Source organism: Lentzea sp. HUAS12, from assembly GCF_024125735.1.
In the GTDB taxonomy this organism is placed as follows: Bacteria; Actinomycetota; Actinomycetes; order Mycobacteriales; family Pseudonocardiaceae; genus Lentzea; species Lentzea albida.
Genome location: NZ_CP099738.1, coordinates 2038000 through 2061198 on the forward strand (window position 1 = coordinate 2038000; position 23199 = coordinate 2061198).

The window sequence follows — 23199 nt, forward strand, 5'->3', positions numbered from 1 at the left end:
GGGTGAGCACAACGGGGAACGCACTGGCACTGGCAGAAGACGAGGCCGTCACGCTGGTCAGCGAGCTGATCAGGATCGACACGACCAACACGGGTGACCCCGCGACGGTGGTGGGGGAGCGCGCGGCCGCCGAGTGGGTGGCCGAGAAGCTGTCCGAGGTCGGCTACGAGACCACCTACGTCGAGTCCGGGGCGAAGGGCCGCGGCAACGTCGTCGCCCGGCTGCAGGGCGCCGACCCGAGCCGCGGGGCGCTCCTGGTCCACGGCCACCTCGACGTCGTGCCCGCCGACGCCTCCGAGTGGTCGGTGCACCCGTTCTCCGGCGCCGTGCAGGACGGGTACGTCTGGGGCCGCGGCGCCGTCGACATGAAGGACATGGTCGGCATGACGCTGGCCCTCGCGCGGCACTTCAAGCGCGAGAACGTCGTGCCGCCGCGCGACATCGTGTTCGCCTTCCTCGCCGACGAGGAGGCGGGCGGCCTCTACGGCGCCAAGTGGCTGGTGGAGAACCGGCCCGAGCTGTTCGAGGGCGTCACCGAGGCGATCAGCGAGGTCGGCGGCTTCTCGATCACGCTCAAGGACGACGTCCGCGCGTATCTCGTCGAGACCGCCGAGAAGGGCATCCGCTGGCTCAAGCTGCGGGTCAAGGGCACCGCGGGCCACGGCAGCATGATCCACCGCGACAACGCCGTGGCGAAGCTCGCCGCCGCCGTCACGAAGCTCGACCAGCACCAGTGGCCGCTGATCATCCGGCCGTCGGTGCGCGAGTTCCTCGACGGCGTCACCGAGATCACCGGCCTCGAGTTTCCCGACGACGACGTCGAGGGCTCGATCGGCAAGCTCGGCGCGCTGTCGCGGATGATCGGCGCGACGCTGCGCGACACGGCCAACCCGACGATGCTCTCCGCCGGTTACAAGGCGAACGTCATCCCGTCCACGGCCGAGGCCACTGTGGACTGCCGGATCCTGCCGGGCCGCGAGGAGGCGTTCGACCGCGAGCTCGCCGAGCTGCTCGGACCCGACGTGGAACGCGAGTGGGTCGGCCTGCCGCCGGTCGAGACGACGTTCGACGGCGCCCTGGTGGACGCGATGACGGCGTCGATCACCGCCGAGGACCCCGGCGCCCGCGTGCTGCCGTACATGCTGTCCGGCGGCACGGACGCCAAGTCGTTCCAGCAGCTCGGCATCCGCAACTTCGGCTTCGCGCCGCTGAGGCTGCCCGCCGACCTGGACTTCTCCGGGCTCTTCCACGGTGTGGACGAGCGCGTGCCCGTCGACGCGCTCAAGTTCGGTGTTCGCGTGCTGGACCGTTTCCTGAGCAACAGCTGAGGAGGCCGTCGTGTCCACTGTGGATCTGACCGGTCAGGTCGCCCTGGTCACCGGCGGGGCGGGTGGGATCGGCGCCGCGGTGGTGCGGCGGCTCGCGAAACTCGGTGCGCGTGTGGCGGTGGTCGACCTCGACGCCGCCGGCGCGCACCGGGTCGCCTCCGCGGTGGACGGCATCGCCATAGCGGGCGACGTCACCGATCCCGCGACCATGCCCGCGGTCGTGGAGCAGGTCGAGAGGGAGCTCGGACGCCTCGACGTCGTGCACCTCAACGCCGGCATCGGAGGCGGCCAGCCCGGCGTGGACTCCCTGGACCTCGCCCGCTACCGCAAGCTGGTCGGCGTCAACGTCGACCACGTCGTGTACGGCGTCTGCGCGGCGGTCCCGGCCCTGCGGCGCCACGGCGGCGGGAAGATCGTGATCACCGCGTCGCTGGCCGGTCTCACGGCGATGTCCTCCGATCCGCTCTACACGCTGACCAAGCACGCGGTGGTCGGGTACGTGCGGGCGGCGGGCCAGGCCGTGGCGGGGGAGGGCATCACGGTCTCCGCCCTGTGCCCGGGTTTCGTCGACACGTTGCTGCTGGGTGCGGCGAAGGAGGAGTTCGACGCGGTCGCGTTCCCGCTGCTGACGCCGTCGGACGTCGCCGAGGCGTTCCAGTCCGTGCTGGCCGACGGGAAGCCGGGGGAGGCCTGGACCATCCAGCCGGGAGGGAAGGCGGAGCCGTACCGGTTCCGCGGTGTGCCGGGGGTCGGTGGCGGGCAGATACCGCCGCAGGTGGTGCTCGGCAGCGGATAGGGCGTGTCCGGAACCGGGTTGTCTCGTTAGGACGAACAAGACGACCACGGTGAAAGGACTGCGCATGGTGCTGCTGGAGGACGGGACCGAGCTCAACGTGGTGCGCGCGGGTGATCCGGAGGCACCGGTGACGATCGTGCTCGCGCACGGCTACGCGCTCGACCACCGCAGCTGGCACAAGGTCGTCGAGCACCTGAGCGGGGAGTTCCAGGTCATCGCGTACGACCACCGCGGCCACGGCGGCTCGTCGGCGGCGTCGAAGGAGACGGCGACGATCGAGCAACTGGGGGAGGACCTCGGCGAGCTGATCGAACGCGCCGTGCCGCAGGGCCACGTGGTGATCGCCGGGCACTCGATGGGCGCCATGGCGGCACTTGCGATGGCCGAACGGCGGCCGCGGCTGTTCCGGCAGCGGGTGCTCGGCAACGTGTTCGTGTCCATGGCGGCGAGCGGGGTGTCCGAGACGACGCTGGCGTGGCCCAAGGCCGTCGGCAAGCTCGTGCGGGAGCTGGAACGGGCCTTCGGGCCGATCGTGCGGGCCGTGCGGGAGAAGATCGAGCCCGCCAAGACCGCGGGGCTGCGGTGGTGGCTCTTCGGCGACGAGCCCTCGGACGAGGACGTGGAGCTCACCGCGGACATGGTGTGGGGGCACTGGCCGGAGACGGTCGCGCTGTTCCGTCCCGCCGTGGACCGCTACGACCGCGAGGCCGGGCTGATGGTCGCCCAGGAGAAGGCCGTCGTCGCGGTGGTGGGGGACGAGGACCGGCTGGTGCCCGAGGCCGACGCCGTGAAGTTCGGCGGAACGTCGGTCGTCCTGGCCGACGCCGGACATATGCTCCCGTTGGAACGACCGGCGGAGCTCGCGAACCTGATCCGCGAGGTGGCCGCGAAGGCATAGCTGGGGGACCGGTGCAGTACCTGGAGCCGCGGACCGACGTGCCCGCGAAGGACGACTGGTCCACCGGCCTCATCCTGCAGGACCTGCGCTGGGGCGCGAAGGCGCTCGGCGGCATCGCGGTCGTGGCGGGAGCGGGCGCGGTGACGTGCTGGCTGCTGCCGCCGGCGCCGGGCAACATCGGCGCGCTCGTCGTCCTGGCGTTGGTCGCCGTCCTGTGCGGGCTGGGGCCGCTGATGTACCGCGCGGAGACCAGGGCCGAGCGTCGTGGCCTGCTGGAACAGCCGTGGCGGCGGGTCGCGGTGCGGGTGGCGGAGAAGCACGACGACGGGACCGACCGGCTGCTGCTCGACGACGGCGTGGTGCTCCGGGGCTGGTTCGAGGACTTCCCGGACATGGCGCTCGAACGGCAGGAGGCCTTCGTCTGCGGCCCGGACGCCGGTGGGAGGGCCGTCGTGCGCGTCGCCGGGTTCGCGAAGATGGAGAACGCCAAGGTGGACACGGGCCCGGACGATCGCCCGGTGCGCGAACGGGTGGAGCGGCCCCTCGGCCGTCCGCTCGACGACCCGGCGACCGCGAAGGCCTACCGGGGCATGCGGTGGGGAGTGCGGGCGTGGCTGTGGTCGGCCGTTCCCGCGGCCTTCGGCGCGGTGGTGGTCCTGCTGAGCCTGGTCCCGTTCGCACCGGCCGGGCTCGTCGTCGGCGGGCTCGTGCTGGTGGTGGGACTGCTCGGCGTCCACACGTCGGTCGAGATCAGCCGCTGGTACCGCGACGCCGTCACGGCCGTGGACAACTCGGCGCAGTGGACACCGGTGACGGTCACGCTGTTCCCGTGGCAGCCCAACCAGCACGTCGCCGGCCTGGCGGAGATGCCGGGCGGGCTCGCGCTGGTGCAGTTCGTGCTACCGGACCTGAACGTGATCGCGAACATCGCGGACACGGGCGTCATGTGGATCGCCGGCACGCACGACGACGTGATCGCGGTCGGTGTGCCGCGCGTGCCGGTGCTGACGTTCGCCGCCGTCCAGCCGGACCGGGACGTCCCGGAGGAGGACCCGATCCCCTGGATCCAGCGCTTCACCCAGCCGGACTTCAGCGGCCTGCCGCGCTAGAGCGGCGCCTGCCCGGCGGCCGGCCGAACAACCGGACGTGCTCGCCGACCAGCCAGTCCCTGAGCGGTGCCCACTCCGGGTGGTGGTTGAGCACGAGCAGGCGGTGCATCCACCAGTTCGGGTCGTCGTGGCGGGGGAACGCGGCGAGCCACGCGGCCCTGCCCTCCTCCGGCAACGCCCAGAGGTGGGCCAGCTGGCCCTCGGCGTCCGTGTCCAGCTGGGCGGTGACCTTGCCGTCCTCCGTGTGCCATTCCGCGCGCAGTTCGCGCAACACGGTGAGAGCGCGTTCGTCACCCTCCTCGGCGGTGACGACAACGGTGTGCAGGCCCTGCGCCGCCGCATCGGCGAGCAGGGCACGGGCGGACGTTTCGTCGTGCGGCAGTGCGCTGTGAGCGACCCCGACTTCGTGCGGCACGAGCTCCATGACCCAGAATCTGATCACATCGACAACCAGTTCGGTAAATTTTATTGCTTCAGTGTTGACTGAAGAATCACCTTCCTGCGCTCTGCCCACCGCGTTGCGTGAAAGTTGTTGTACGGCGCCCGGACATCGACACCGCACAACGTTTTCCCAGTACAAATGCGGTGGAGAGGAAGGGTGGGGGTTTGTTCAGCAGAGTGGCCTCGGTTCGACGCCGGGGAAGTATTGCTCCCAATGACGAGTGGACAGGTGCGCCGTCGTAGTCGCACACACGCGGGCCGCTGTGGCTTCCACGTCGATGTCCCAGACGCGGACGGTGCGGTCGGCGCCGGTGGTCGCCAGAGTGCGGTTGTCCGGTGCGAAGGCCACACCCCACACCCGTTCGGTGTGACCGTGCAGCACTGCCCGGAGCTGGGGGTTCCGGGGATCGCTCACGGTCCACACGCGGATCACGTCGTCGGTCGTGCCGGCCGCGAGGAGGGTGCCGTCGGGGGAGAAGGCGAGGCGCTGCAGCGGCCCGCCGTCGTTGGGAAGCGTTCCCAGCTCACGCGGGTGGGCGGGATCGCTGATGTCGTAGAGGGCACCGCTGCTGTCCTTGTTCGCGAACGCCATCACCGTGCCGTGGATGACCACCGTCATGACTTCCTGCCGCCCGGCCTGCCCGCCGCGGCGGATCGGGTCGGGGTTGTCGTCGATGCGCAGCGGCGGGTGCGCGCGAGGCGAGGCGTGGTCGCTCACGTCCCAGAGCTGGAGCTCGCGGGTGCCGCTCGCGACGACGAGCGTCCGGTCGTCCTGGGAGAACTCGATCTGCCACACGTGGTCCGCCTCGGGCACCGCGAAGGTGCCCGTCTTCACCGGGTTCGCGGGATCGGTGATCTTCCAGAGCCCCACCACGCCGTTCTTCTCGGCGACCGCGAGCGTGGTGCCGTCGTGGCTGAACGTCGCGGACTCGATGACCTCGACGGCGGTGATCGCCCTGCTCAGCTCCCGTGGCCGCGCCGGGTCGCTCACCTCCCACAGGACGCCGGCGGTGTCGGTCGAGCCGAACAGCAGCTTGCCGCCGGGGTGGACGTCGACGGTCGCCGACTGCTCGGTCGCGGGAAGCTTCGGCAGCGTCGAGAGGGGCTCGACATGGCGGTCCTCCTGGCGCCACAGCCTGATGTCGCCGTCGGAGGAGACCGTGGTGAGGAACTTCCCGGCCGGATCCTGGTCGAGCTTCCAGACCGTCTCGCGGTGGCGCGCGGGGTTGAGGTTCGCCACGTCGAGCACGCGGACGTCGGCGTCGGTGGTCGCGGTGACCATCTGACGGGAGTCGGCGCTGAACGCGACCGACCAGACCGTGTCCGTGTGGCCGGAGGTGGTGCTCACGAGTCGGACGTCGCGCGGCTCGGTGACGTCCCACAGGCGGGTGGTCTTGTCGCCGCCGCCGGTGGCGAGGAACCTGCCGTCGGGGGAGAACGCCATCGTGTGCACGGAGAAGATGTGTCCGGGCGCGACGCTGAGCAGCACGGGGTTGCGCGGGTCGCCGGCGTCCCAGATCCGCACACCGCCGTTCTCGCCGCCGGTGGCGAGCAGCCCGGTGGGGGAGAAGGCGATGCCGTCGGAGGAGACGTCGCCCAGGACGGACGAGATGGTGGAGAGCCTCTCCCCGGTCGCGAGGTCCCAGAGCCGGGCGGAGCCGTCCCAGGAGACCGAGGCGACTGTGGTGCCCGCGGCGTTCAGCGCGATGGCGTGCACCGTGTCCTCGTGGGCCTGGATGGTGCGCACCGGGGTAGCGGGGCCGGAGATGTCCCAGACCCGGACCGTCCCGTCCGAGCCGGCGCTGACGAGCGTGCGGCCGTCCGGGGCGAACTCGACCTCCTGCACCTGGCCCTTGTGCCCCGTGATGCGGGCCTTCTCGACGGGCTTGCGGGGGTTGGAGACGTCGAACAGGCGGATGAAGCCGTCCCAGCCCGCGGTGGCGACCGTGCGGCTGTCCGGGCTGAACGCCATGCCGTGGGTGGCGTCGTCACCGACGTGCGTGCGGCCGACCTCGACGGGGTGGTAGCGGTCGGTGGCGTCCCAGATGATCAGCGCCTTGTCGTCGGCGGCCGAAGCCATGAGCCTGCCGTCCGGGCTGAACAGGGCGAACGCCACGGATTCCGCGTGGCCCCTGGCGATGGTGACCTGGGGACCGGCGAACGTGCTCAGCAGGCTGTCGCGTGCGGCGGGCAGCCCGGTCAGGCGGTAGGCCGCGAGGCGGAGCTGGCTCGCCAGCCCGGGATCGCGCGCCTGCACGCCGTTGGCCTCGGCGATGGCCTTCTGGGCGAGCGCGATGGTGCGTTGCTCGGTCGTCTGCCGTTGAGCGCGCACGGCGAACACGGACGCTGAGGTCGCCACGAGCAGCAGTACCGCGAGCAGTGAGACGACCCGGCGCAGGTTCGTGGTGCGGCGCTTCTCGACGGCCTGCTTGTGTTCGACGGCGGCCTTGCTGGCGTCGAGGAACGCCTTCTCGGCGGCGTTGAGCGCCGCCGGCTCGCGCTGGGCCCAGTCGCTCGCCTGGGTCAGCGGCACGCCGCGGTAGAGCGAACCGGGGTCGCGGTCGTGGGCCTCCCAGTCGGCCGCGGCGGCGGTGAGCCTGCGGTGCACGCGCAGGTCGTCGCGCGCCTCGGCGAGCCAGTCCTTGAGGCGCGGCCAGCTGCGGATGACGGCTTCGTGGCTGATCTCGACGCTGTCGTCGTCGACGGTGAGGATGCGTGCGCCGGCGAGGTGCTCGACGACGTCGTCCGCCGCGAGCTCGGAGCGCTTGACGTGCCGCTTGGTGTCCTCGGTGCCCTCGCCGGGGTTCACGAGCCGCAGGAACACCTGGCGCGCCTGGACCTGCTGCTGCTCGTCGAGGCCGGTGAACGCGTGTTCGGCGGTGTTCGCGATGGCGCGGGCGATGCCGCCGCTCTCGTGGTAGCTGGTGAGCGTGAGGGTGTTGCCGCGCTTGCGCTGCCACGTCTCGAGCAGTGCGTGGCTGACGTGGGGGAGCACACCCGCCTCGCCCGTGGCGTCGGCGATGAGGCGGGCGACGAGTCCGGTCTCGAGCGCGCAGCCGACCTCGACGGCGGGCTGGGTGATGGCCTTGCGCAGCTCGTCGGTGGTCATGGGGCCGACGAGCACCTGGGCGTCCTCGACGGCCTTCGCGAGGGCGGGGTAGCGGGCGCAGTGGCCGTAGAAGTCGGCGCGCATGCCGATGACGGTCTTGCCGGTGCGTGCCGTGACGGCGGCGATGAACTCGTCGCGGTGCGGGAGGGCGAAGACCTCCTCGAACTGGTCGATGACCAGCAGGCCCTCGGTCCGGGGGAGCGGGTGCGTGGCCGGAGTGATCAGCTCACCGGGGGTGCGGGCCAGCAGACCGGCCCTGAGCAGCGACGACTTGCCGGAGCCGGAGGCACCGACGACGAGCACGGTGTCGTGGTGCTCGAGCTTGCCGAGCAGCTTGCCGACGAGCCGTTCCCGTCCGAAGAAGCGGTCGGCGTCGTGCTCGGTGAACGCCTTGAGGCCGACGTAGGGGGAGGAGCCGTTCTCGAGGTGCCCGTCCCGCTCGCTGATGTCGCGCCAGCGCTGTTCCCACAGCTCCTCGTCGCCTCCGCAGGCGCGGACGAACGCGAGCGCCACGGCGAGGGAGGGGAGCCGCTGGCCGCGGGCGGCGTCGGCGAGGGTGCTGGCGGAGTAGTGGCTGAGCTTGCCGAGCTCGCGGTAGCCGGGGGAGCCGGCCTTCTCGCGGAGCTTGCGCAGGTCGAACGCGAACTGTTCAACAGGCCCGGCGAACGGGTCGAGCGGTTTTTCCGGGCGAGGCATGCCGCAGAGTCTGTCATTCGTTCGTGTATCGTCAATCTCTATAGCTTCAGTGTGGACTAAAAACAACCATCAACCGGAGCTCGCCCTCACCCGACAGGTAGAGCGTCTCGAACGCCACGAGGTGGGAACCCCAGCGTTCGGTGCCGGTGGTGGGCGGGAGTGAGGCCGCGGCGTCGTAGCGGTCGGTGAAGGCGGCGCCGGCGGTGATCGAGAGTTCGAACGCGAGCGCGGCGGCGGTGGGATCGCCCAGGTCAGCGGCTGCACGCAGAGCGGCGGCGCGGTCACGGGCGACCTGGTCCCAGTCGGGGTGGTGGGCCTGGGCTCGCGGGCCGAACGCGAACCGGACGAGGTTCGGCTCGTCGTCCAGGCCGGAGATCTCGCGGAACCTCGGGGTGCACGCGAGCACGTCGCCCGCGGGGGACAGGACGGCGGCCGCGGTGGGTTCGAGTGCGGCCAAGGTCGCACGCACAGTCGGCCGCAGCGCCGGTGGCGGGGGAGGGGCGCAGGTCGTGCCGGCCTTGATCAGCCGGTGGAGGTGGACGCGTTCGTCGGCGGTCATCGCCAGCGCGTCGGCGAGGGCGGACAGGACCTGGCCGGAGGGGGAGCGGTCGGTGCCGCGTTCGAGGCGGGTGAGGTACTCGACGCTGATGCCGGCGCGGTCGGCCAGTTCGCCGCGGCGCAGGCCCGGGGTGCGGCGTCGTTCCGTCGTCGGGGGAGTGGTGGCTTCGCGGCGGGCGCGCAGGAACCGGCCCAGGGCGTTGTCGGCCATGACCGGCGAGCTTAGAGGGGCCCTGGGCGGGACTCCCTCGGTCCGGCGGACGCGGCGATGCTGTGGATCATGCGATACCGACTGTTCGGATGGACCGGCCTGCGGATCTCGGAGTTGTTGCTGGGCACCATGACCCTGCGTTCGAAGGACGTGGCGCGGCCCGTCGTCGAGGCCTACGCGGACGCCGGTGGGAACTTCCTCGACACCGCCTCGGCCTACGGCGAGAGCGAGGAGGTGCTCGGCGCGGTGCTGAGCCGGCGGGACCGGTTCGTGCTGGCGACGAAGTACTCGTTGACGCGGGATCCGGCGGATCCGAACGCGGGTGGGAACCACCGCAAGAAACTGGTGTCGTCGCTGGAGCGGTCGTTGCGGCGGTTGCGCACGGACTACGTGGACGTGCTGTGGGTGCACCTGTGGGACCGGCACACGCCGGTCGAGGAGACGATGCGGGCGCTGGACGACGTGGTGCGGGCGGGGAAGGTGCTCTACGTCGGGGTGTCCGACGCGCCGGCGTGGTTCGTGGCACGGGCGAACACGCTGGCGGAGTGGCGTGACTGGACGCCGTTCGCGGGGTTGCAGGTGCCGTACAACCTGCTCCAGCGCGACGTGGAGCGGGAGTTGCTGCCGATGGCGGACGCGCTGGGGTTGACCGTGGCGGCGTGGGCGCCGTTGGCGGCGGGGAAGCTCTCCGGTGGCACGCGACGTTCGGGGCGGCTGTCCGAACGGGAGCAACGGGCGGCGCGGGCCGTGCGGGAGGTCGCGGACTCGGTGGGGGCGACGCCGGCTCGGGTGGCGCTGGCGTGGCTGCGTTCGTCCGGTGCGCTGCCGCTGGTGGGCGCGCGGACGCCGGAGCAGGTGCTCGACTGCCTGGGCGAGGTGGTGCTGCCGCCGGAAGCGGTCGCGCGCCTGGAGGCGTCGGCCCCGTTCGAGCGGGGCTTTCCGGCGGACTTCATCGCCGGGTGCGATCCCGGCGCGTTCGGACCTGCCGTCGTCGTCAGGTGATGAGACCCGGCAGCAACGAGGGCTGGACCTTGCGGCGGAGCCACATCTTGCGGGAGCCGTCGCTGTAGAGCAGCGTGCGGGACAGTTCCCAGCCCGCGAACTCGGCCTGGATGGCCAGCTGCGTGGTCGCGGTGCGGCGGGAGATGCCGGGCGGCAGACGCAGCGGCCGGTACTCCCAGTCTCCGTCGATCACCCCTTCGGTCATGGCGAGATCACCTGTACCCCTCCGTTGTCGCCGGACGTGACGGTGACGCGTCCGGACTCCTGGTCGACGCTGACGGTGTTCGGTTGGCGCACGGTGGGGAACCGGTACTTCTCGGCCGGTTCTCCCGCGGCGACGTCGAGGCCGACGACCTCGTTGCGGTCGGTGAGCGTGATCCACGCGATGTCGCGCTTGCCGTCGTAGGCGATGCCGTAGGGCGTGCCGGGCACGGGGTAGCGCTGGCGCATGATCAGCGGGTTGATCGAGAACGCGATGAACTCACCGCCGCGGGTGTCGACGACGAGCAGGCGCCCGAAGCGGTCGGGGACGCCGTTGGTGGCGCCGTCGCCGGCGCGCAGGCCGGTGCCCCTGGTCTCGGCGCCCTTGTCGTCGGTGGTCATCTCGAAGACGGCGCTGCGCAGCCGGTCGAGCTCGACGTTGCGGCCGTTGACCTGGAACTTCTGCGTGCTGTCGCCCTCGGTGAACGTGCCGCCGGGGGTGATGTCACCGGGCGGGGTGGCGTTCTGGGCGGGGGAGTGGGCGGGCTTGGCCGCTTCGAGGACTTCCGCGACCTGCAGCGGATCCTGTGACCCCTCGCTCTGGCCGCACGCTGCGAGCGTGGCGGTGGTCAGGATCAGAGCAGCGAGCCGGCGCAAGATCGGTTCCTCCTGGCATACGTCGTGGTCTTCCAGGATCCACGACGTTCGGCCGGAGGTCACGCAAGGGGTGGGGTGAAACTCATCCGGCGTTTGGTGTACTTACCTCTATAGCTTCAGTGTGGACCAAAATTAAAACCCGACAGGTCGTCACGAACCAGCTGACAGACAGACCAACAACCACACAGACAGCGGGGCAGGTTCAGGGCATCGGGCGTTCGGGGTAGCCGAGCTCGATGGCGCTGACGTCGTCCAGCGCGGCGCGGATGGCCGGGGGCAGGGTGAGCTGCTCGGCTTCGAGAGACGCGATGAGCTGGTTGGTGTCGCGGGCGCCGACGACGGGTGCGACGACGCCGGGGCGGTCGCGGACCCAGGCGAGGGCGACGCACAGGGCGGAGGTGCCGAGGCCTTCGGCGGCGGTGGCGACGGCCTGGACGATGCGGGCGGCGCGGTCGTTGCGGTGTTGTTCGACGTAGCCGGCGAAGTGGGTGGAGGCGCCGCGGGAGTCGGGTGGGGTGCCATTGCGGTATTTGCCGGTGAGGACGCCGCGGCCGAGGGGGGCCCACGGGAGGAGTCCGAGGCCGTGGTGCAGGGCGGCGGGGGCGACTTCGCGTTCGATGCCGCGTTCGAGCAGTGAGTACTCGACCTGGGTGGAGATGAGCGGGTAGGTCGTGGGGGTCATGGCGGCGGTGGCGAGTTGCCAGCCGCTGTAGTTGGAGATGCCGGCGTAGCGGACCTTGCCGGAGGTGATGGCGTGGTCGAGGGCGGAGAGTGATTCCTCGACGGGGACGCCGGCGTCCCAGGCGTGGAGTTGCCAGAGGTCGATGTGGTCGACGGCGAGGCGGCGCAGGGAGCCGTCGAGGGCGTGCAGGAGGGCGCCGCGGGAGGCGCCTCCGCCGAAGGGGCCTTCGGTGCGGCGGGCGACGGCTTTGGTGGCGAGGACGAGTTCGTCGCGGGGGACGATCTCGCCGAGGAGGCCGCCGAGGATGCGTTCGGCTTCGCCGTCGGTGTAGACGTCGGCGGTGTCGACGAGGGTGCCGCCGGCGTCGGCGAAGGCCATGAGCTGGGTGGCGGCCTCGTCCGGGTCGGTGTCGCGGCCCCACGTCATCGTGCCCAGCGCGGTCCTGGAGACGCGGAGGCCGCTGCGGCCGAGGTATCGCTGTTCCACGTGCGCGATGCTAAGGGGTGATCATCGTGTCAGCCTGGCAATCGGTGTTACTGACCGGTAGGGTCTCGCTGCGTGAAGCTCGGACTGAACCTCGGATACTGGGGCGCCGGCAACGACGCCGCGAACCTTGAGCTGGCCAAAGAGGCCGACCGGCTCGGCTTTTCGGTGGTGTGGGCCGCGGAGGCCTACGGCTCCGACGCGCCGACGGTGCTCGCGTGGGTGGCCGCGCAGACCGAACGCATCGACGTCGGTAGCGCGATCTTCCAGATCCCGGCTCGCACGCCCGCGATGGCGGCGATGACGGCGGCCACTTTGGACACGTTGTCGGGTGGCCGGTTCCGGATGGGGCTGGGTGTGTCGGGGCCGCAGGTGTCGGAGGGCTGGCACGGTGTGCGGTTCGACAAGCCTCTGGCGCGGACGCGTGAGTACGTGGAGATCGTGAAGAAGGCGCTGACGCGGGAGAAGCTGCGGTTCGAGGGTGAGCACTACACCCTGCCGTTGCCGGATGGTCCCGGTAAGGCGTTGCAGCTGACGGTGCACCCGGTGCGGGAGCAGATCCCGATCTACCTGGCGGCGGTGGGGCCGAAGAACCTGGAGTTGACGGGGGAGATCGCGGACGGGTGGCTGGCGATCTTCTTCTCGCCTGAGTTCTCGGCGGAGTCGCTGGCGAGCGTGAAGGCGGGCCGGGAGAAGGCCGGCAAGACGATGGAGGGCTTCGACGTCGTTCCGACGGTTCCACTGGTGGTCGGTGAGGACTGGAAGGCGTGTGCTGATCCAGTTCGCGCGTACACGGCGCTGTACGTGGGCGGCATGGGCAGCCGGAAGCAGAACTTCTACAACAACCTGATGGTGCGGATGGGTTTTCCGGCGCAGGCCGAGGAGATCCAGGAGAAGTACCTGTCGCGGGACTACGCGGGTGCGATGGCGGCGATCCCGCTGGAGTTCCTGGACGCGACGGCGTTGCTGGGGTCGAAGGAGCGCATAGCAGACAGGATGAAGGCGCTCGCCGCGGCGGGGGTCACCACGCTGTCCGTTTCGCCGATGCTGCAAGATCTGGAGCAGGGGATCGCGGGTCTTCGCACCGCGGCCGAGGCTCTGGATCTGGCAGGAGTGGGTAGTTGAGCTGGTTGCAGGCTCTTGTCCTCGGACTCGTCCAAGGACTGACGGAATTCCTGCCGATTTCCAGCAGTGCGCACCTGCGCATCACGTCGACGCTGTTCTTCGGCAACGACGCGGGCGCTTCGTTCACCGCGGTGATCCAGTTGGGTACCGAGGTGGCGGTGCTGATCTACTTCGCCAAGGACATCGGGCGCTTCATCAGCGCCTGGTTCCGGGGCTTGTTCAACGCCGAGGCGCGCAAGGAGAAGGACTACCGGCTCGCCTGGTACGTGATCATCGGTTCCGTGCCGATCTCGGTTCTGGGTTACCTGTTGAAGGACGAGATCCGGACGTCGGCGCGGAACCTGTGGATCACGGCGACGATGCTGGTGGTGTTCGGCCTGCTGCTGGGTCTGGCGGATCATCTGGCGAAGCAGCAGCGTGACGAGTTGCGGATGAAGGACGCGATCGGGATGGGGTTGGCGCAGGCGTTGGCGCTGATCCCGGGTGTGTCGCGTTCGGGTGGCACGTTGACCGCGGGGTTGTTCCTGGGGCTGACGCGTGAGGCGGCGGCGCGGTATTCGTTCCTGCTGGCGATTCCGGCGGTGTTCGGGGCGGGGTTGTTCTCGATCCCGGACGTGCTGGAGCGTTCGGGTGAGGGTGTGCAGGCGTCGATCCCGCAGATGGTCGTGGCGACGCTGATCTCGTTCGTGGTGGGGTACGCGACGATCGCGTGGTTGTTGAAGTACGTGTCGAAGCATTCGTACTCTGCGTTCGTGTGGTACCGGTTGATGCTGGGCCTGGTGCTGATGGGGCTGCTGTCGATGGGGTTGTTGCAGCCGATCTAAGGTGGGTGCCGTGGCCACGGTGATCCTGCTCCGACATGCTCGTTCGACCGCCAACGGTTCCGGTGTGCTCGCCGGGAGATCGTTGGGTGTGGGGTTGGACGAGCGGGGGCGGGCGCAGGCGGCGGCTCTCGTGGGCAGGTTGAAGGACGTTCCGGTCAGCGCGGTGGTGTCGTCTCCTTTGCAGCGGTGTGAGGAGACGTTGGCGCCGTTGCTGGCCGATCGGTCGTTGGAGGCCGTGGCGGAGCCGGATCTGTCCGAAGTGGATTACGGGGCGTGGACCGGTAAGGCGTTGAAGGACCTGTACGACGAGCCTTTGTGGAAGGTCGTGCAGCAGCATCCGTCCGCCGCGGTGTTCCCCGAGGGTGAGGGGTTGGCGCACGTTCAGGCTCGTGCGGTGGCGGCGGTGCGGGCGCATGACGCGCGGATTTCGGAGGAGCACGGTCCTGGTGCTGTGTGGGTGTTGTGCTCGCACGGTGATGTGATCAAGGCGGTGCTGGCGGACGCGTTGGGTGTGCACTTGGACGGGTTCCAGCGGATCGTGGTGGATCCGTGTTCGATCTCGGTGGTGCAGTACACGCAGACGCGGCCTTTTGTGTTGCGGACCAACGACAACGGCGGGGACCTGTCGGGTGTGGTTCCGGTGGCGCCGCCGCAGGAGGCGCCGTCGTCGGACGCTACCGTGGGTGGCGCGACCGGGACCTGAGGTAGCGCTGTTCGGGGACGCTGAGGGTGAGCCTGGCGGCTTTCTCGTACTCCTGGCGTGCTTGGTCGTGGTCGCCTCGCAGGTCGAGCAGATGTGCTCTGACGGCGTGTACACGATGGTGGTCGAGTTCCAGTGTGGACAGTTCGTCGATTGCCTGCTGGGGGCCGTGGACCATGGCGACGGCGACGATGCGGTTGAGTGAGACCATCGGGCCGGGTGCGGTGACGGTGAGCAGGTCGTAGAGGCCGAGGATCTCGGGCCAGTCGGTGTCGTCGGCGGTCTTGGCCTCGGCGTGGACGGCGGCGATGGCGGCTTGGAGCTGGTAGGGGCCGATCTGGGCGGTCTGCAGCGCGGTCCTGATGAGTTGTGTGCCTTCGTCGATGGCGTGCGGGTCCCACCGGGTGCGGTCCTGGTCGGCGAGTGGGATGAGGGCGCCGTGGGGGTCGGTGCGGGCGGGGCGGCGTGCGTCGGTGAGCAGCATGAGCGCGAGCAGTCCGGTGAGTTCGCCGTCGTGGGGACGGCGGTGGTGCAGTTGCCGGGTGAGGCGGAGGGCTTCGGCGGTGAGGTCGACGCGGAGCAGGTCGTCGCCGGAGCTGGCGGTGGAGCCTTCGGTGAAGATCAGGTAGAGCACGTGCAGGACGGCGGTGAGGTCGCGGGGTGGCCGGAACTTCGCGCCGGATTGCCTGATCTTGTGCTTGGCGCGGCTGATGCGTTGCGCGACGGTGGCTTCGGGGACGAGGAACGCGCGGGCGATCTCGGCGGTGGTGAGGCCGCCGACGGCGCGCAGGGTGAGGGCGATCTGGGAGGCCGTGGTGAGGGTCTCGTGGCAGCACAGGGCGAGGAGGGTGAGTGTGTCGTCCTGTGCGGGTACGGGGTCGGGTGGCGGGGGTGTGAGGGCGGCGACCTTGTCTTCGCGCTGGCGGCGTGCGGTGTCGGCGCGGTACTGCTCGATCCAGCGGCGTGAGGCGGCGGTGATGAGCCAGCCCTTGGGGTTGTCCGGGACGCCCTGAGCGGGCCACTGCTGGGTGGCGGCGAGCAGGGCTTCCTGCACGGCGTCCTCGCAGATGTCGAATTGGCCGTGGCGGCGCACGAGCACGCCGAGGACCTGCGGCGCGAGGGTGCGCAGCAGGACCTCCAGCTCTGGTGTCACGCGCCGTCCAGCATCGACATGTCCCAGACGGGGCGGACCTCGATGCCGTCGTTGTGGGCGTCGGGCAGGGTGGCGGCGTGGGCGATGACCTGGTCGATCGTGTCGGCTTCGACGAGGTAGAAGCCGGCGAGGTACTCCTTGGCCTCGGCGAAGGGCCCGTCGGTGACGACGACCTCGCCGTTTCGGATGCTGACGCCCTTGCCGGTCTCGGGGCCGGGCAGGCCTTCGCTGACGACGAGTTCGCCGGAGGCGCGGAGCTTGTCGGTGAGGTCGTAGTGGTCCTGGCCGAATTTGCGCTGCTGCTCTTCGGTGAGCTTGTCCCACGCGGCCCGCGACTTGGGGTTGCTGTAGATGAGGATCAGGTACTTCACTTCCGGCCTCCTCGTGGCTGGTCGCCCGAAAAATCTTCTCACCGCCGTGTCGAGACCGCGGGCCGTATCTCGACATCGGAGTGTCACTTCGAGACGGAGGTTGTGAGATGACTGGGACGTTGGTGCGGGACGAGGCCGAGATCCTGGCGTTGTTCACCGAGCAGGAGGAGGGCATGCGGCTGCGGGATCCGGCGCGGGTGGTGGCGCGGTTCGCGGGGGACGCGGTGACGTGCACGCTGGCGCCGCCGTTGCGGAACACGGGGCTGGACGCGCGGGACCCGGAGGCGGTGGTGGGGTGGATGGCCGGGTTCGACGGGCCGATCACGCTGGAGCACCGCGATCTCGAGGTGGTGGTGTCGGGGGACGTGGCGTTCGCGCACGGGCTGGCGCGGCTGGCGGCGGTGCCGGTCGGGTATCCGGAGGGGTTCTCGATGTGGATGCGGGTGACGGTGGGGCTGCGGCGGCGTGAGGGGCGGTGGCTGGTGACGCACTCGCACGAGTCGGTGCCGTTCCACATGGACGGGTCGTTCCTGGCGGCGACCGACCTGGAGCCCTGAGCCGCCGCTGTGCCGAGGCCCGGACCGTGCAGGGGGTCGGTCCGGACCTCGGCGTTCCTGCGGCGGATCCCGCGTGGTTCTAGGAGGCGAGCGGTGCTCGGCGGGACGGGCCGGGGGCGGGAGAGGTCGTCTCCGCCTGCCCGGTTGTCGCGTGCAGAGCTCCGAGTCGCGTGGTGACGCTCTTCATGAACGCTCCTTGTTCCGCTGCAGGGGGTGTTCGCTCCGGCGTTACAGGGGGCCGGGGTGATCACCGGTGGGACGCCCCGACCATCGTCGATGACCGGGTGTGGTGATCGTATTGCTGTCGGTGCACGTGTTCGTGCCACTCCCAGAGTGCGAGACCGATTCACGAATCTCGCTCGTGTGCTGGTCAGACAGTCGGGATTCGGACGGATCGGACGGTAAAAGAGCAGCTCACGGGGTGTGGAAACAAAGCGGAAACTTTCCACTTCGATGCTGCGTGTGGCCTAGCGGGCTGGTCTGTCCGGTCCAGTCCTGCCGGAGGGGATCTTGTTTACAGTTAACTACGCTGCGTGAGATGTGGCTCACAGGATCAGAGGCCCAGGCGGGTGACGGCGTTGTCTTCCAGGGGGTTCGCGGTGCGGATGTAGCGGTGCACCGTGCGCGGGTTGGTCCAGCGGCCCTGGCGCATGATCTCCCGGTCGCTCGCCCCGCCCAGCGCCGCCTGCGTCGCGAACCCGGCCCGCAGCGAGTGCCCGCCGAACAGGTCCGGGTCCAGGCCCGCCCGCACCGCGTACCGCTTGACGAGTTCCGCCACCGCGCGGCCCGACATGGCCTTGCCGCTGATGCCGCCGTGCCGGTTGATGATCGGGAACACCGCGCCGTGGCGCCCGGTCTGCTGGTAGCCGTGGCAGCGGTGCAGGCCGGTCTCGGAGATCTCGCGGCCGTCGAGGACGTCGGCCCAGTCCGCGAACGCGCACACCGGGCAGGTCGGGCGCCTGCTGCCGCGCGGCAGGACCACCGACTGCTGGTGCTTGCCCGTCTGGTCGGTCTTGGTCGTGCCCAGCCGGATCAGCAGCAGCGGTTCGTGGGTGCGCGGGTCGAGGTCGACCGTGACGTCGTCGAACTCGATCGCGGCCAGTTCGCTGCGCCGCAGCGCGCCCGCGAAGCCGACCAGCAGCAGCAGGGCGTCCCTCGCGCGCGCCGGGCCGTCCTGGGGGCGTTCGTGCAGCAGTGCTTCGAGGGTGTCGAGCAGCACGGGCCGTTTGCGGCGTGGCTGCGTTTTGCGCGTGCGGCGGATACCGCGCAACGTCAGCCGCACGACGTCGCTGCGGGTCGGGCTCGGCAGGCCGTTCGCCGCGTGCACGGCGGAGATCGCCGCGGACTTGCGTTCCAGGGTCGAGGCGCCGAACGCGGGCGTGCCGTCGGGCTTGAGCGTGTCCGCGGCGACCGCCAGGTACACCGCGACGTCGAGCGGGTCGGCCGGCAACGCCTGGCGGCCCTCGGCCTGGCACCAGCCCGCCCACGCGATCCAGTCCGACCGGTAGGCCCGCACGGTGTTGGGGGACTGGGCGCTGCGCAGGTAGCCGCTCAGCGACGCGGCCTGCTCGTCGTCGAACCTCTCGCGCACGCTCGCGAGCGCGTCGACGTCGATCAGCACCGAGTGCGAGACCCTGACCAGGGCGTGCTGGACGGGTTCGGGCAGGCTCACACCCGAGATGGTAGTCCCTTGATCAACTCCACGACCTCGTGCGGCGTGAACTCCAGGCCGCTGACACCGATGCTCACCTCGAAGCTGCAGCGGCGCGGGTCCGGGTTCGACCGGGCGTAGAGGAACAGCCTGATCCCGGTCTCCCCGGTGAGGTGCTGGGCGGCCTTCTGCGCGTCGTGGCGCGACATCGGCAGGTGGACGTGGAACAGGGGAGTGACGGGCACGTCCGGGGTGGTGTGCGCGAACCCGTCGGCGTTGATCGCCTCGGCGATCGCCCGCGCGTGCCGCCGGAACTCGGCCATGCGCGGCAGGTTCGTGTCCATGCCGATCAGGGCGATCGCCGCGAGCGGCCAGGCGTCCGCGATCGCGCCGCCCATCCGGCGCCGCCACACCGCGGCCTGCCCGATCGTCTCGGCGTCCCCGGCGAGCACCGCGCCCCGCACGCCTTCGAGTCCTTTGTAGAGCGATACGTACACCGTGTCGAACAGGGCGGCGATCTCGGCGAACGTGGCGTCGTAGCCGGTCTGCGCCTCCCACAGCCGGGCGCCGTCGCAGTGCGCGGCCGCCCCGGACTCCCTGGTCCACCTCGCCTGCGCCGCCAGGTCCCCGAACGCGGGCAGGACACCGCCGATGTCGCGTTGCGGCAGCTCGAACACCACGGCCGCGAGAGGCTCGTGCACCGCCTTGAGGTCGTCGAGGCCGAACAGTTCGTTGCGGTCGCCGACCGGGTGGAACCGCAGACCGTGCAGGGCGGTGTAGCCCTGGTTCTCCCACACGTGCAGGTGCGTCTGCGGATGCCCGGCGAACGCGCGCCGGCCCGTGCGTTCGGCGTGCACCCTCAGTGCCACCTGCTGCGCCATCGTCCCCGACGGGAAGAACAACGCCGCCGGCTTGCCGAGCAGGTCCGCGACCCGCAGTTCCAGCTCCCGCACCGGATCCTCCGGGCGGGTCTCGGGCGTGAGGTACCCGGCGAGCCTGCGGGCGAGCTCGTGGGGCGACTTGCGCGGGCCGCTGTGCTGCGAGAGGGAACGGCGGATGTCCATGCCGCCCAGCCTAGCTATTGCCAGTAAGTTGCAATAGGTCCGTTCGCCGTGGTCAGGCCGCGTCGTGCAGGCGTGCGTCCAGCTCCGTCTCGTCGCGCACGAACCACAGCTGCCGGCCCCGGTTCGACTCGTGGACGAAGTCCCGCAGCGCGGTGCTCGCCTCCACGTGCCCGGAGATGTCACCGACCACAGCGACCCGGTACCCGTACTGCTGCATCTTCTGCACCACCGCGCCCGCCACCCGCGTGCGCAACACGAAGAAGTCCTGCGGCAACCGCTGCACCGGCAGCACCAGCCATTGCACGTCCTGGCCCCACAACGTGCCGATCAGGTCCACGGCGGACTGCTCGTCGGCGATCTTCGGACCGTCCGGGGCGCACATCAGCACCGTCGCGCCGTGGCGCGTCTGCACAACATCAGGCATGGCACCGCAACCTAATCTCCGCCCACACCCGCTGTCGCGCCGAATTCCGCTGCGGCCGGTGATCACCGCTTGGTAGGGTCCGGCCCACGCGAACGACCCGAGGAGGTGAGTCCCATCAACGCGGTCAACCCCGATGGGCGCTCCTCCCACGTAGCGGCCTGACGCCCTCAGCGCGTCGCCACGGGAGCGCTCCAGCAGCCCCGAAAGGCTCCTCCCATGCGCTTCAGCTCCACCACGACGTCCCCCGACGGCACCACCGAACGCGGCTTCACCCACGACGGCGTCCCCGGCGTGCTGTGGACCCCGCCCGGCGACCCCGCGGGCCTCGTGCTCAGCGCCCACGGCGGTGGCCAGCACAAACGAGCCGCCCGCACCGTGGACCGCGCCCACCGCTGCACCGCCGCCGGACTCGCCGTCATCACCCTCGACTCACCCGCCCACGGCGACCGCGCCCGCACCACCGAGGACGCCCGGTACATCACCGAGATCCGCGCCGCCCTCGCCTGCGGACGCGACGCCTCCTCGATTCTCGCCGAGTACAACGCCCTGCAGGCCACCCGAGCTATCCCGGAGTGGCGGTCGGTGCTCGACGCCCTGCCCGATCTCGGCGACCACGTGGGGTTCTGGGGGACGTCGATGGGCAGCGCCATCGGCATCCCGCTCGTCGCCCGCGAACCCCGCGTCGACACCGCCGTGTTCGGGCTGATCGGCGCCACCGACGCACTCGTGACCGCCGCCAGGGCGATCACCGTGCCGGTCCGGTTCCTGCTGCAGTGGGACGACCGGCTCGTCGGCCGCGACGCCGGACTGGCACTGTTCGACGCCTTCGCCGCGCCCGGGAAGTCGTTGCACGCCAACCCGGGAGGGCACGGCGACGTGCCCGAGCACGAACTCGACACCGCCGTGGCGTTCCTCGCCGGGTAACGCGACCGCGCACCAGGACATGCGGTGTCACCCGCCGGCGGTGACGCGGCGAAAAATCCCCAGGCGTGCGGCCGGTCGGCCTGGGTAGCGTCGCGTCCCATGCGTGATCTCGCGACGTTGCCCAAGGCCCACCTGCACGTGCACCTCGAAAGCACTGTCCGCCCGGACACCCTCGCGGAACTCGCCGAGGACCACGGCATCGACGTGCCGGCCGTGCAGGCCGGCACGTTCGACGGGTTCGCGCAGTTCGCCGCGCACAACGGCGCAGTGCGGGACTGCCTGCGGCGAGCCGGGGACTTCCACCGGATCGCGTACGAGTTCTGCGCCGAGGAAGCAGCGCAGGGGACCCGGTACGCCGAGGTCACGTTCACCGCGGCAGCGCACGGAGAACGGCTCGGTGATCCGGACATGCCGCTCGAGGCGGTGTTGTCCGGGCTCGCCGCAGGACAGGCCGCCCACGGCATCGAATGCCGTGTGATCGTGGACCACCCCAGGAAACGCTCGGTCACGCGGTTTCAGGACTCCCTGCGGCTCGCCCGCGCACACCCGCAGGTCGTCGCGATCGGGATGGCCGGAGCGGAGGACCACCCGCTCACCCCGTTCACCGACGTGTTCCGCGCCGCGCGAGACGCCGGAGTCGGACTCGTGCACCACGCCGGAGAGATCTGCGGGGCGCACAGCGTCGCCGAAGCCGTGACCGCCGGGCTCGCCGACCGCATCGGCCACGGATTCCGCGCACTCGACGACCCCGAGGTCGTCGCCCTGCTGCGGGACCGCGCCGTGCCGCTCGAGGCCTGCCCGTCGTCCAACGTCGCACTGGGACTGGTCGAATCCCTCTCCTCTCATCCACTGCCGCTACTACTGGAGGCCGGGCTGACCGTCACGCTCAGCACCGACATCCCCGCCTCCACCGGCACCACGCTCACCGACGAGTACCGGCTGCTGCGCGACCACCTCGGCTTCGACGACGACACCCTCGCGGACCTCGCCACCAACGCCGTCGACGCCTCCTTCGCACCCGAGAGCACGAAGACCGCGCTGCGTCAGGACATCGCCGCCTGGCGGGCAGGCTCGAAGCACACCAGCCCGTGCCGCGACGCCAGCAACGCCACCAGCTCCAGCACCTGACGCCGCCCCGGCCACACCACGTGCACGATCACCGCGTCCACCCCCACCGTCAGCGCCTCGTCCCACGACACGGGCGAGGCGGGATCCGGCGACGTCTGCCGCAACTCCCGCACGAACGCCGCCACCGAGGGCTCGAACGCGCCCAGCGGCGAAGACCGCAACTCCGCGTACCGGGCCGCCGCCTCCGGAAACGACGCCGGACCGGGAGCCCGCCACACCACCACATCGACCGGCACGTCCATCACGCCACCTTCCCGAACAACGCACCCAGCCGCGGCACCCGCGCGGCGATCTCCGCCGGATCAGCGAAATCCCACGACTCACCCACCGGATCCGGCCACGCGAGCAGCTCGAGCCCCCGCGCGGCCAGCTCCGCCTCCAGATCCCCGTCGAACGCCTCGGCCGCCACGTAGTCGAGACCCTCCCAGTCCGGCCAGTCGTCATCCGCCCACGCGTGCACACCACCGCGCGACGCCAGCAGCCGCACGTGAGGCAGCTCCGCCAGCGCGTCCGGCGACGAGGCCACCGCCTCGAACACCGCCCGCCCCTGACCCACCAGCCACGCCTGGAAGTAGAAGAACCCGTCGTCCGAGCACAACCCGCCGCAGATCAGATCCGCCGCGTGCCAGTGCGCCCACGTGTCGACCCGGCGCCGCACCTCGTCGAGCCGCACCGCGAACTCCACCACCTCACCGGGAGGCAGCGCGGCCAGCGCGGCCGTCAGCCGCTCCAGCCGGTCGTCCTGGCTGGACGCCCCCGCAGCGGAGGACTCCACCAGGCCCCAGAACGCGTTCAGGTCCATGCCCGCAGACGCTAGCGAGTGGGTCTGACAATTTTGGACGCCGCCGTATCGCCGCAGTTCAGAGGTCTGCGGGAAGGGCGAGGCGGGGTGCGGAGCGCGGGTGGAGAGAGAAGCGGGAGGAGAGCGTGCGGGTGGGGGAGGACTTGAGTGACGGGAGCGGAGGGGGCCGGGCACCGGGAAGCTGGGCGGCGAGGAGCTTCGGAGGAGCCGGAGGAAGGGCGGTGGTGAGCGGAGGGCGGTGAGGGAGCCGGAGGAAGGGCGGTGGGGAAGCCGGATGGGTGTGGGGAAGCGGAGGGGTGGTCCGT

The 23199-nt window shown here is 70.6% G+C and carries 24 protein-coding genes; 11 read left to right on the forward strand and 13 right to left on the reverse strand.

Features of this window, described 5'->3' with window-relative positions:
* Positions 1-2 precede the first annotated feature (2 nt).
* From ND450_RS08635 to ND450_RS08650, 4 genes are all read left to right on the forward strand, one after another.
* Positions 3-1328 (forward strand): M20/M25/M40 family metallo-hydrolase, encoded by a 1326-nt coding sequence (locus tag ND450_RS08635; RefSeq protein WP_253325619.1) that lies wholly within the window; start codon positions 3-5, stop codon positions 1326-1328.
* Between the two features lie 10 nt (positions 1329-1338).
* Positions 1339-2124, forward strand: coding sequence for an SDR family NAD(P)-dependent oxidoreductase (locus tag ND450_RS08640; protein WP_253325620.1), 786 nt, complete (start codon positions 1339-1341; stop codon positions 2122-2124).
* A gap of 64 nt (positions 2125-2188) precedes the next feature.
* The gene (locus ND450_RS08645) at positions 2189-3022 is read left to right on the forward strand and encodes an alpha/beta fold hydrolase (protein ID WP_253325621.1); all 834 of its coding nucleotides are present in this window, start codon (positions 2189-2191) and stop codon (positions 3020-3022) included.
* 11 nt (positions 3023-3033) lie between these two features.
* The gene (locus tag ND450_RS08650; protein ID WP_253325622.1) at positions 3034-4131 is read left to right on the forward strand and encodes a hypothetical protein; all 1098 of its coding nucleotides are present in this window, start codon (positions 3034-3036) and stop codon (positions 4129-4131) included.
* Here ND450_RS08650 and ND450_RS08655 read toward each other — a convergent pair.
* From ND450_RS08655 to ND450_RS08665, 3 genes are all read right to left on the reverse strand, one after another.
* On the reverse strand, positions 4112-4555 hold the full coding sequence (locus ND450_RS08655; protein ID WP_253325623.1) for a hypothetical protein: 444 nt from the start codon (positions 4553-4555) through the stop codon (positions 4112-4114). The genes ND450_RS08650 and ND450_RS08655 overlap by 20 nt on opposite strands.
* 186 nt (positions 4556-4741) lie before the next feature.
* A complete protein-coding gene (locus ND450_RS08660) occupies positions 4742-8377 on the reverse strand; it encodes a helix-turn-helix domain-containing protein (protein WP_253325624.1) in 3636 nt (1211 codons plus the stop codon).
* Positions 8378-8423: 46 nt separating this feature from the next.
* Positions 8424-9146 carry a helix-turn-helix domain-containing protein gene (locus tag ND450_RS08665; RefSeq protein WP_253325625.1) on the reverse strand — a complete coding sequence of 241 codons (723 nt, stop codon included), beginning with the start codon at positions 9144-9146 and terminating at the stop codon, positions 8424-8426.
* 69 nt (positions 9147-9215) lie between these two features.
* Here ND450_RS08665 and ND450_RS08670 point away from each other — a divergent pair, with 69 nt between their 5' ends.
* The gene (locus tag ND450_RS08670; RefSeq protein WP_253325626.1) at positions 9216-10148 is read left to right on the forward strand and encodes an aldo/keto reductase; all 933 of its coding nucleotides are present in this window, start codon (positions 9216-9218) and stop codon (positions 10146-10148) included.
* Here the strand turns inward: ND450_RS08670 and ND450_RS08675 are convergent.
* From ND450_RS08675 to ND450_RS08685, 3 genes are all read right to left on the reverse strand, one after another.
* Positions 10141-10353, reverse strand: a complete 213-nt coding sequence (locus ND450_RS08675; protein ID WP_089926537.1) for a DUF5703 family protein — start codon at positions 10351-10353, stop codon at positions 10141-10143. The genes ND450_RS08670 and ND450_RS08675 overlap by 8 nt on opposite strands.
* Entirely contained in the window at positions 10350-11006 is a 657-nt protein-coding gene (locus ND450_RS08680; protein ID WP_253325627.1) for a YncE family protein, read from the reverse strand. Before ND450_RS08680 ends, ND450_RS08675 begins: the two co-directional genes overlap by 4 nt.
* Positions 11007-11208: 202 nt before the next feature.
* Entirely contained in the window at positions 11209-12174 is a 966-nt protein-coding gene (locus tag ND450_RS08685) for an aldo/keto reductase (RefSeq protein ID WP_089926535.1), read from the reverse strand.
* Positions 12175-12246: 72 nt separating this feature from the next.
* Between ND450_RS08685 and ND450_RS08690 the strand changes: the two genes are divergently transcribed.
* The 3 genes from ND450_RS08690 to ND450_RS08700 are packed head-to-tail and all read left to right on the forward strand — an operon-like array spanning position 12247 to position 14823.
* Positions 12247-13296 (forward strand): LLM class F420-dependent oxidoreductase, encoded by a 1050-nt coding sequence (locus ND450_RS08690; RefSeq protein WP_253325628.1) that lies wholly within the window; start codon positions 12247-12249, stop codon positions 13294-13296.
* A complete protein-coding gene (locus ND450_RS08695) occupies positions 13293-14120 on the forward strand; it encodes an undecaprenyl-diphosphate phosphatase (protein ID WP_253325629.1) in 828 nt (275 codons plus the stop codon). Before ND450_RS08690 ends, ND450_RS08695 begins: the two co-directional genes overlap by 4 nt.
* A 10-nt stretch (positions 14121-14130) precedes the next feature.
* Positions 14131-14823, forward strand: coding sequence for a histidine phosphatase family protein (locus ND450_RS08700; protein WP_177230171.1), 693 nt, complete (start codon positions 14131-14133; stop codon positions 14821-14823).
* Here the strand turns inward: ND450_RS08700 and ND450_RS08705 are convergent.
* Complete coding sequence (locus ND450_RS08705; protein ID WP_253325630.1) at positions 14795-15973, reverse strand: RNA polymerase sigma factor; 1179 nt, start codon at positions 15971-15973, stop codon at positions 14795-14797. The genes ND450_RS08700 and ND450_RS08705 overlap by 29 nt on opposite strands.
* A complete protein-coding gene (locus tag ND450_RS08710) occupies positions 15970-16344 on the reverse strand; it encodes a YciI family protein (protein WP_089926524.1) in 375 nt (124 codons plus the stop codon). The genes ND450_RS08705 and ND450_RS08710 overlap by 4 nt, the downstream gene beginning before the upstream one ends.
* Before the next feature lie 107 nt (positions 16345-16451).
* Between ND450_RS08710 and ND450_RS08715 the strand changes: the two genes are divergently transcribed.
* Complete coding sequence (locus tag ND450_RS08715; RefSeq protein WP_253325631.1) at positions 16452-16901, forward strand: nuclear transport factor 2 family protein; 450 nt, start codon at positions 16452-16454, stop codon at positions 16899-16901.
* Positions 16902-17454: 553 nt separating this feature from the next.
* Here the strand turns inward: ND450_RS08715 and ND450_RS08720 are convergent.
* The 3 genes from ND450_RS08720 to ND450_RS08730 are packed head-to-tail and all read right to left on the reverse strand — an operon-like array spanning position 17455 to position 20040.
* The gene (locus ND450_RS08720) at positions 17455-18573 is read right to left on the reverse strand and encodes a site-specific integrase (RefSeq protein ID WP_253325632.1); all 1119 of its coding nucleotides are present in this window, start codon (positions 18571-18573) and stop codon (positions 17455-17457) included.
* A complete protein-coding gene (locus ND450_RS08725) occupies positions 18570-19616 on the reverse strand; it encodes a low specificity L-threonine aldolase (protein ID WP_253325633.1) in 1047 nt (348 codons plus the stop codon). The genes ND450_RS08720 and ND450_RS08725 overlap by 4 nt, the downstream gene beginning before the upstream one ends.
* Before the next feature lie 52 nt (positions 19617-19668).
* Positions 19669-20040, reverse strand: coding sequence for a DUF4180 domain-containing protein (locus tag ND450_RS08730; RefSeq protein ID WP_253325634.1), 372 nt, complete (start codon positions 20038-20040; stop codon positions 19669-19671).
* 216 nt (positions 20041-20256) lie between these two features.
* Between ND450_RS08730 and ND450_RS08735 the strand changes: the two genes are divergently transcribed.
* Both ND450_RS08735 and add read left to right on the forward strand, forming a co-directional pair.
* On the forward strand, positions 20257-20964 hold the full coding sequence (locus ND450_RS08735) for an alpha/beta hydrolase (protein ID WP_253325635.1): 708 nt from the start codon (positions 20257-20259) through the stop codon (positions 20962-20964).
* 99 nt (positions 20965-21063) lie between these two features.
* Positions 21064-22092, forward strand: coding sequence for an adenosine deaminase (add, locus tag ND450_RS08740; protein ID WP_253325636.1), 1029 nt, complete (start codon positions 21064-21066; stop codon positions 22090-22092).
* Here add and ND450_RS08745 read toward each other — a convergent pair.
* Together ND450_RS08745 and ND450_RS08750 are read right to left on the reverse strand one after the other, a co-directional pair.
* Positions 22008-22334: a hypothetical protein gene (locus tag ND450_RS08745; protein WP_089926507.1), complete on the reverse strand. Its 327-nt coding sequence runs from the start codon at positions 22332-22334 to the stop codon at positions 22008-22010. The two genes, add and ND450_RS08745, sit on opposite strands and share 85 nt — an antisense overlap.
* Positions 22334-22894 carry a DUF4240 domain-containing protein gene (locus tag ND450_RS08750; protein WP_253325637.1) on the reverse strand — a complete coding sequence of 187 codons (561 nt, stop codon included), beginning with the start codon at positions 22892-22894 and terminating at the stop codon, positions 22334-22336. Before ND450_RS08750 ends, ND450_RS08745 begins: the two co-directional genes overlap by 1 nt.
* Positions 22895-23199 lie beyond the last annotated feature (305 nt).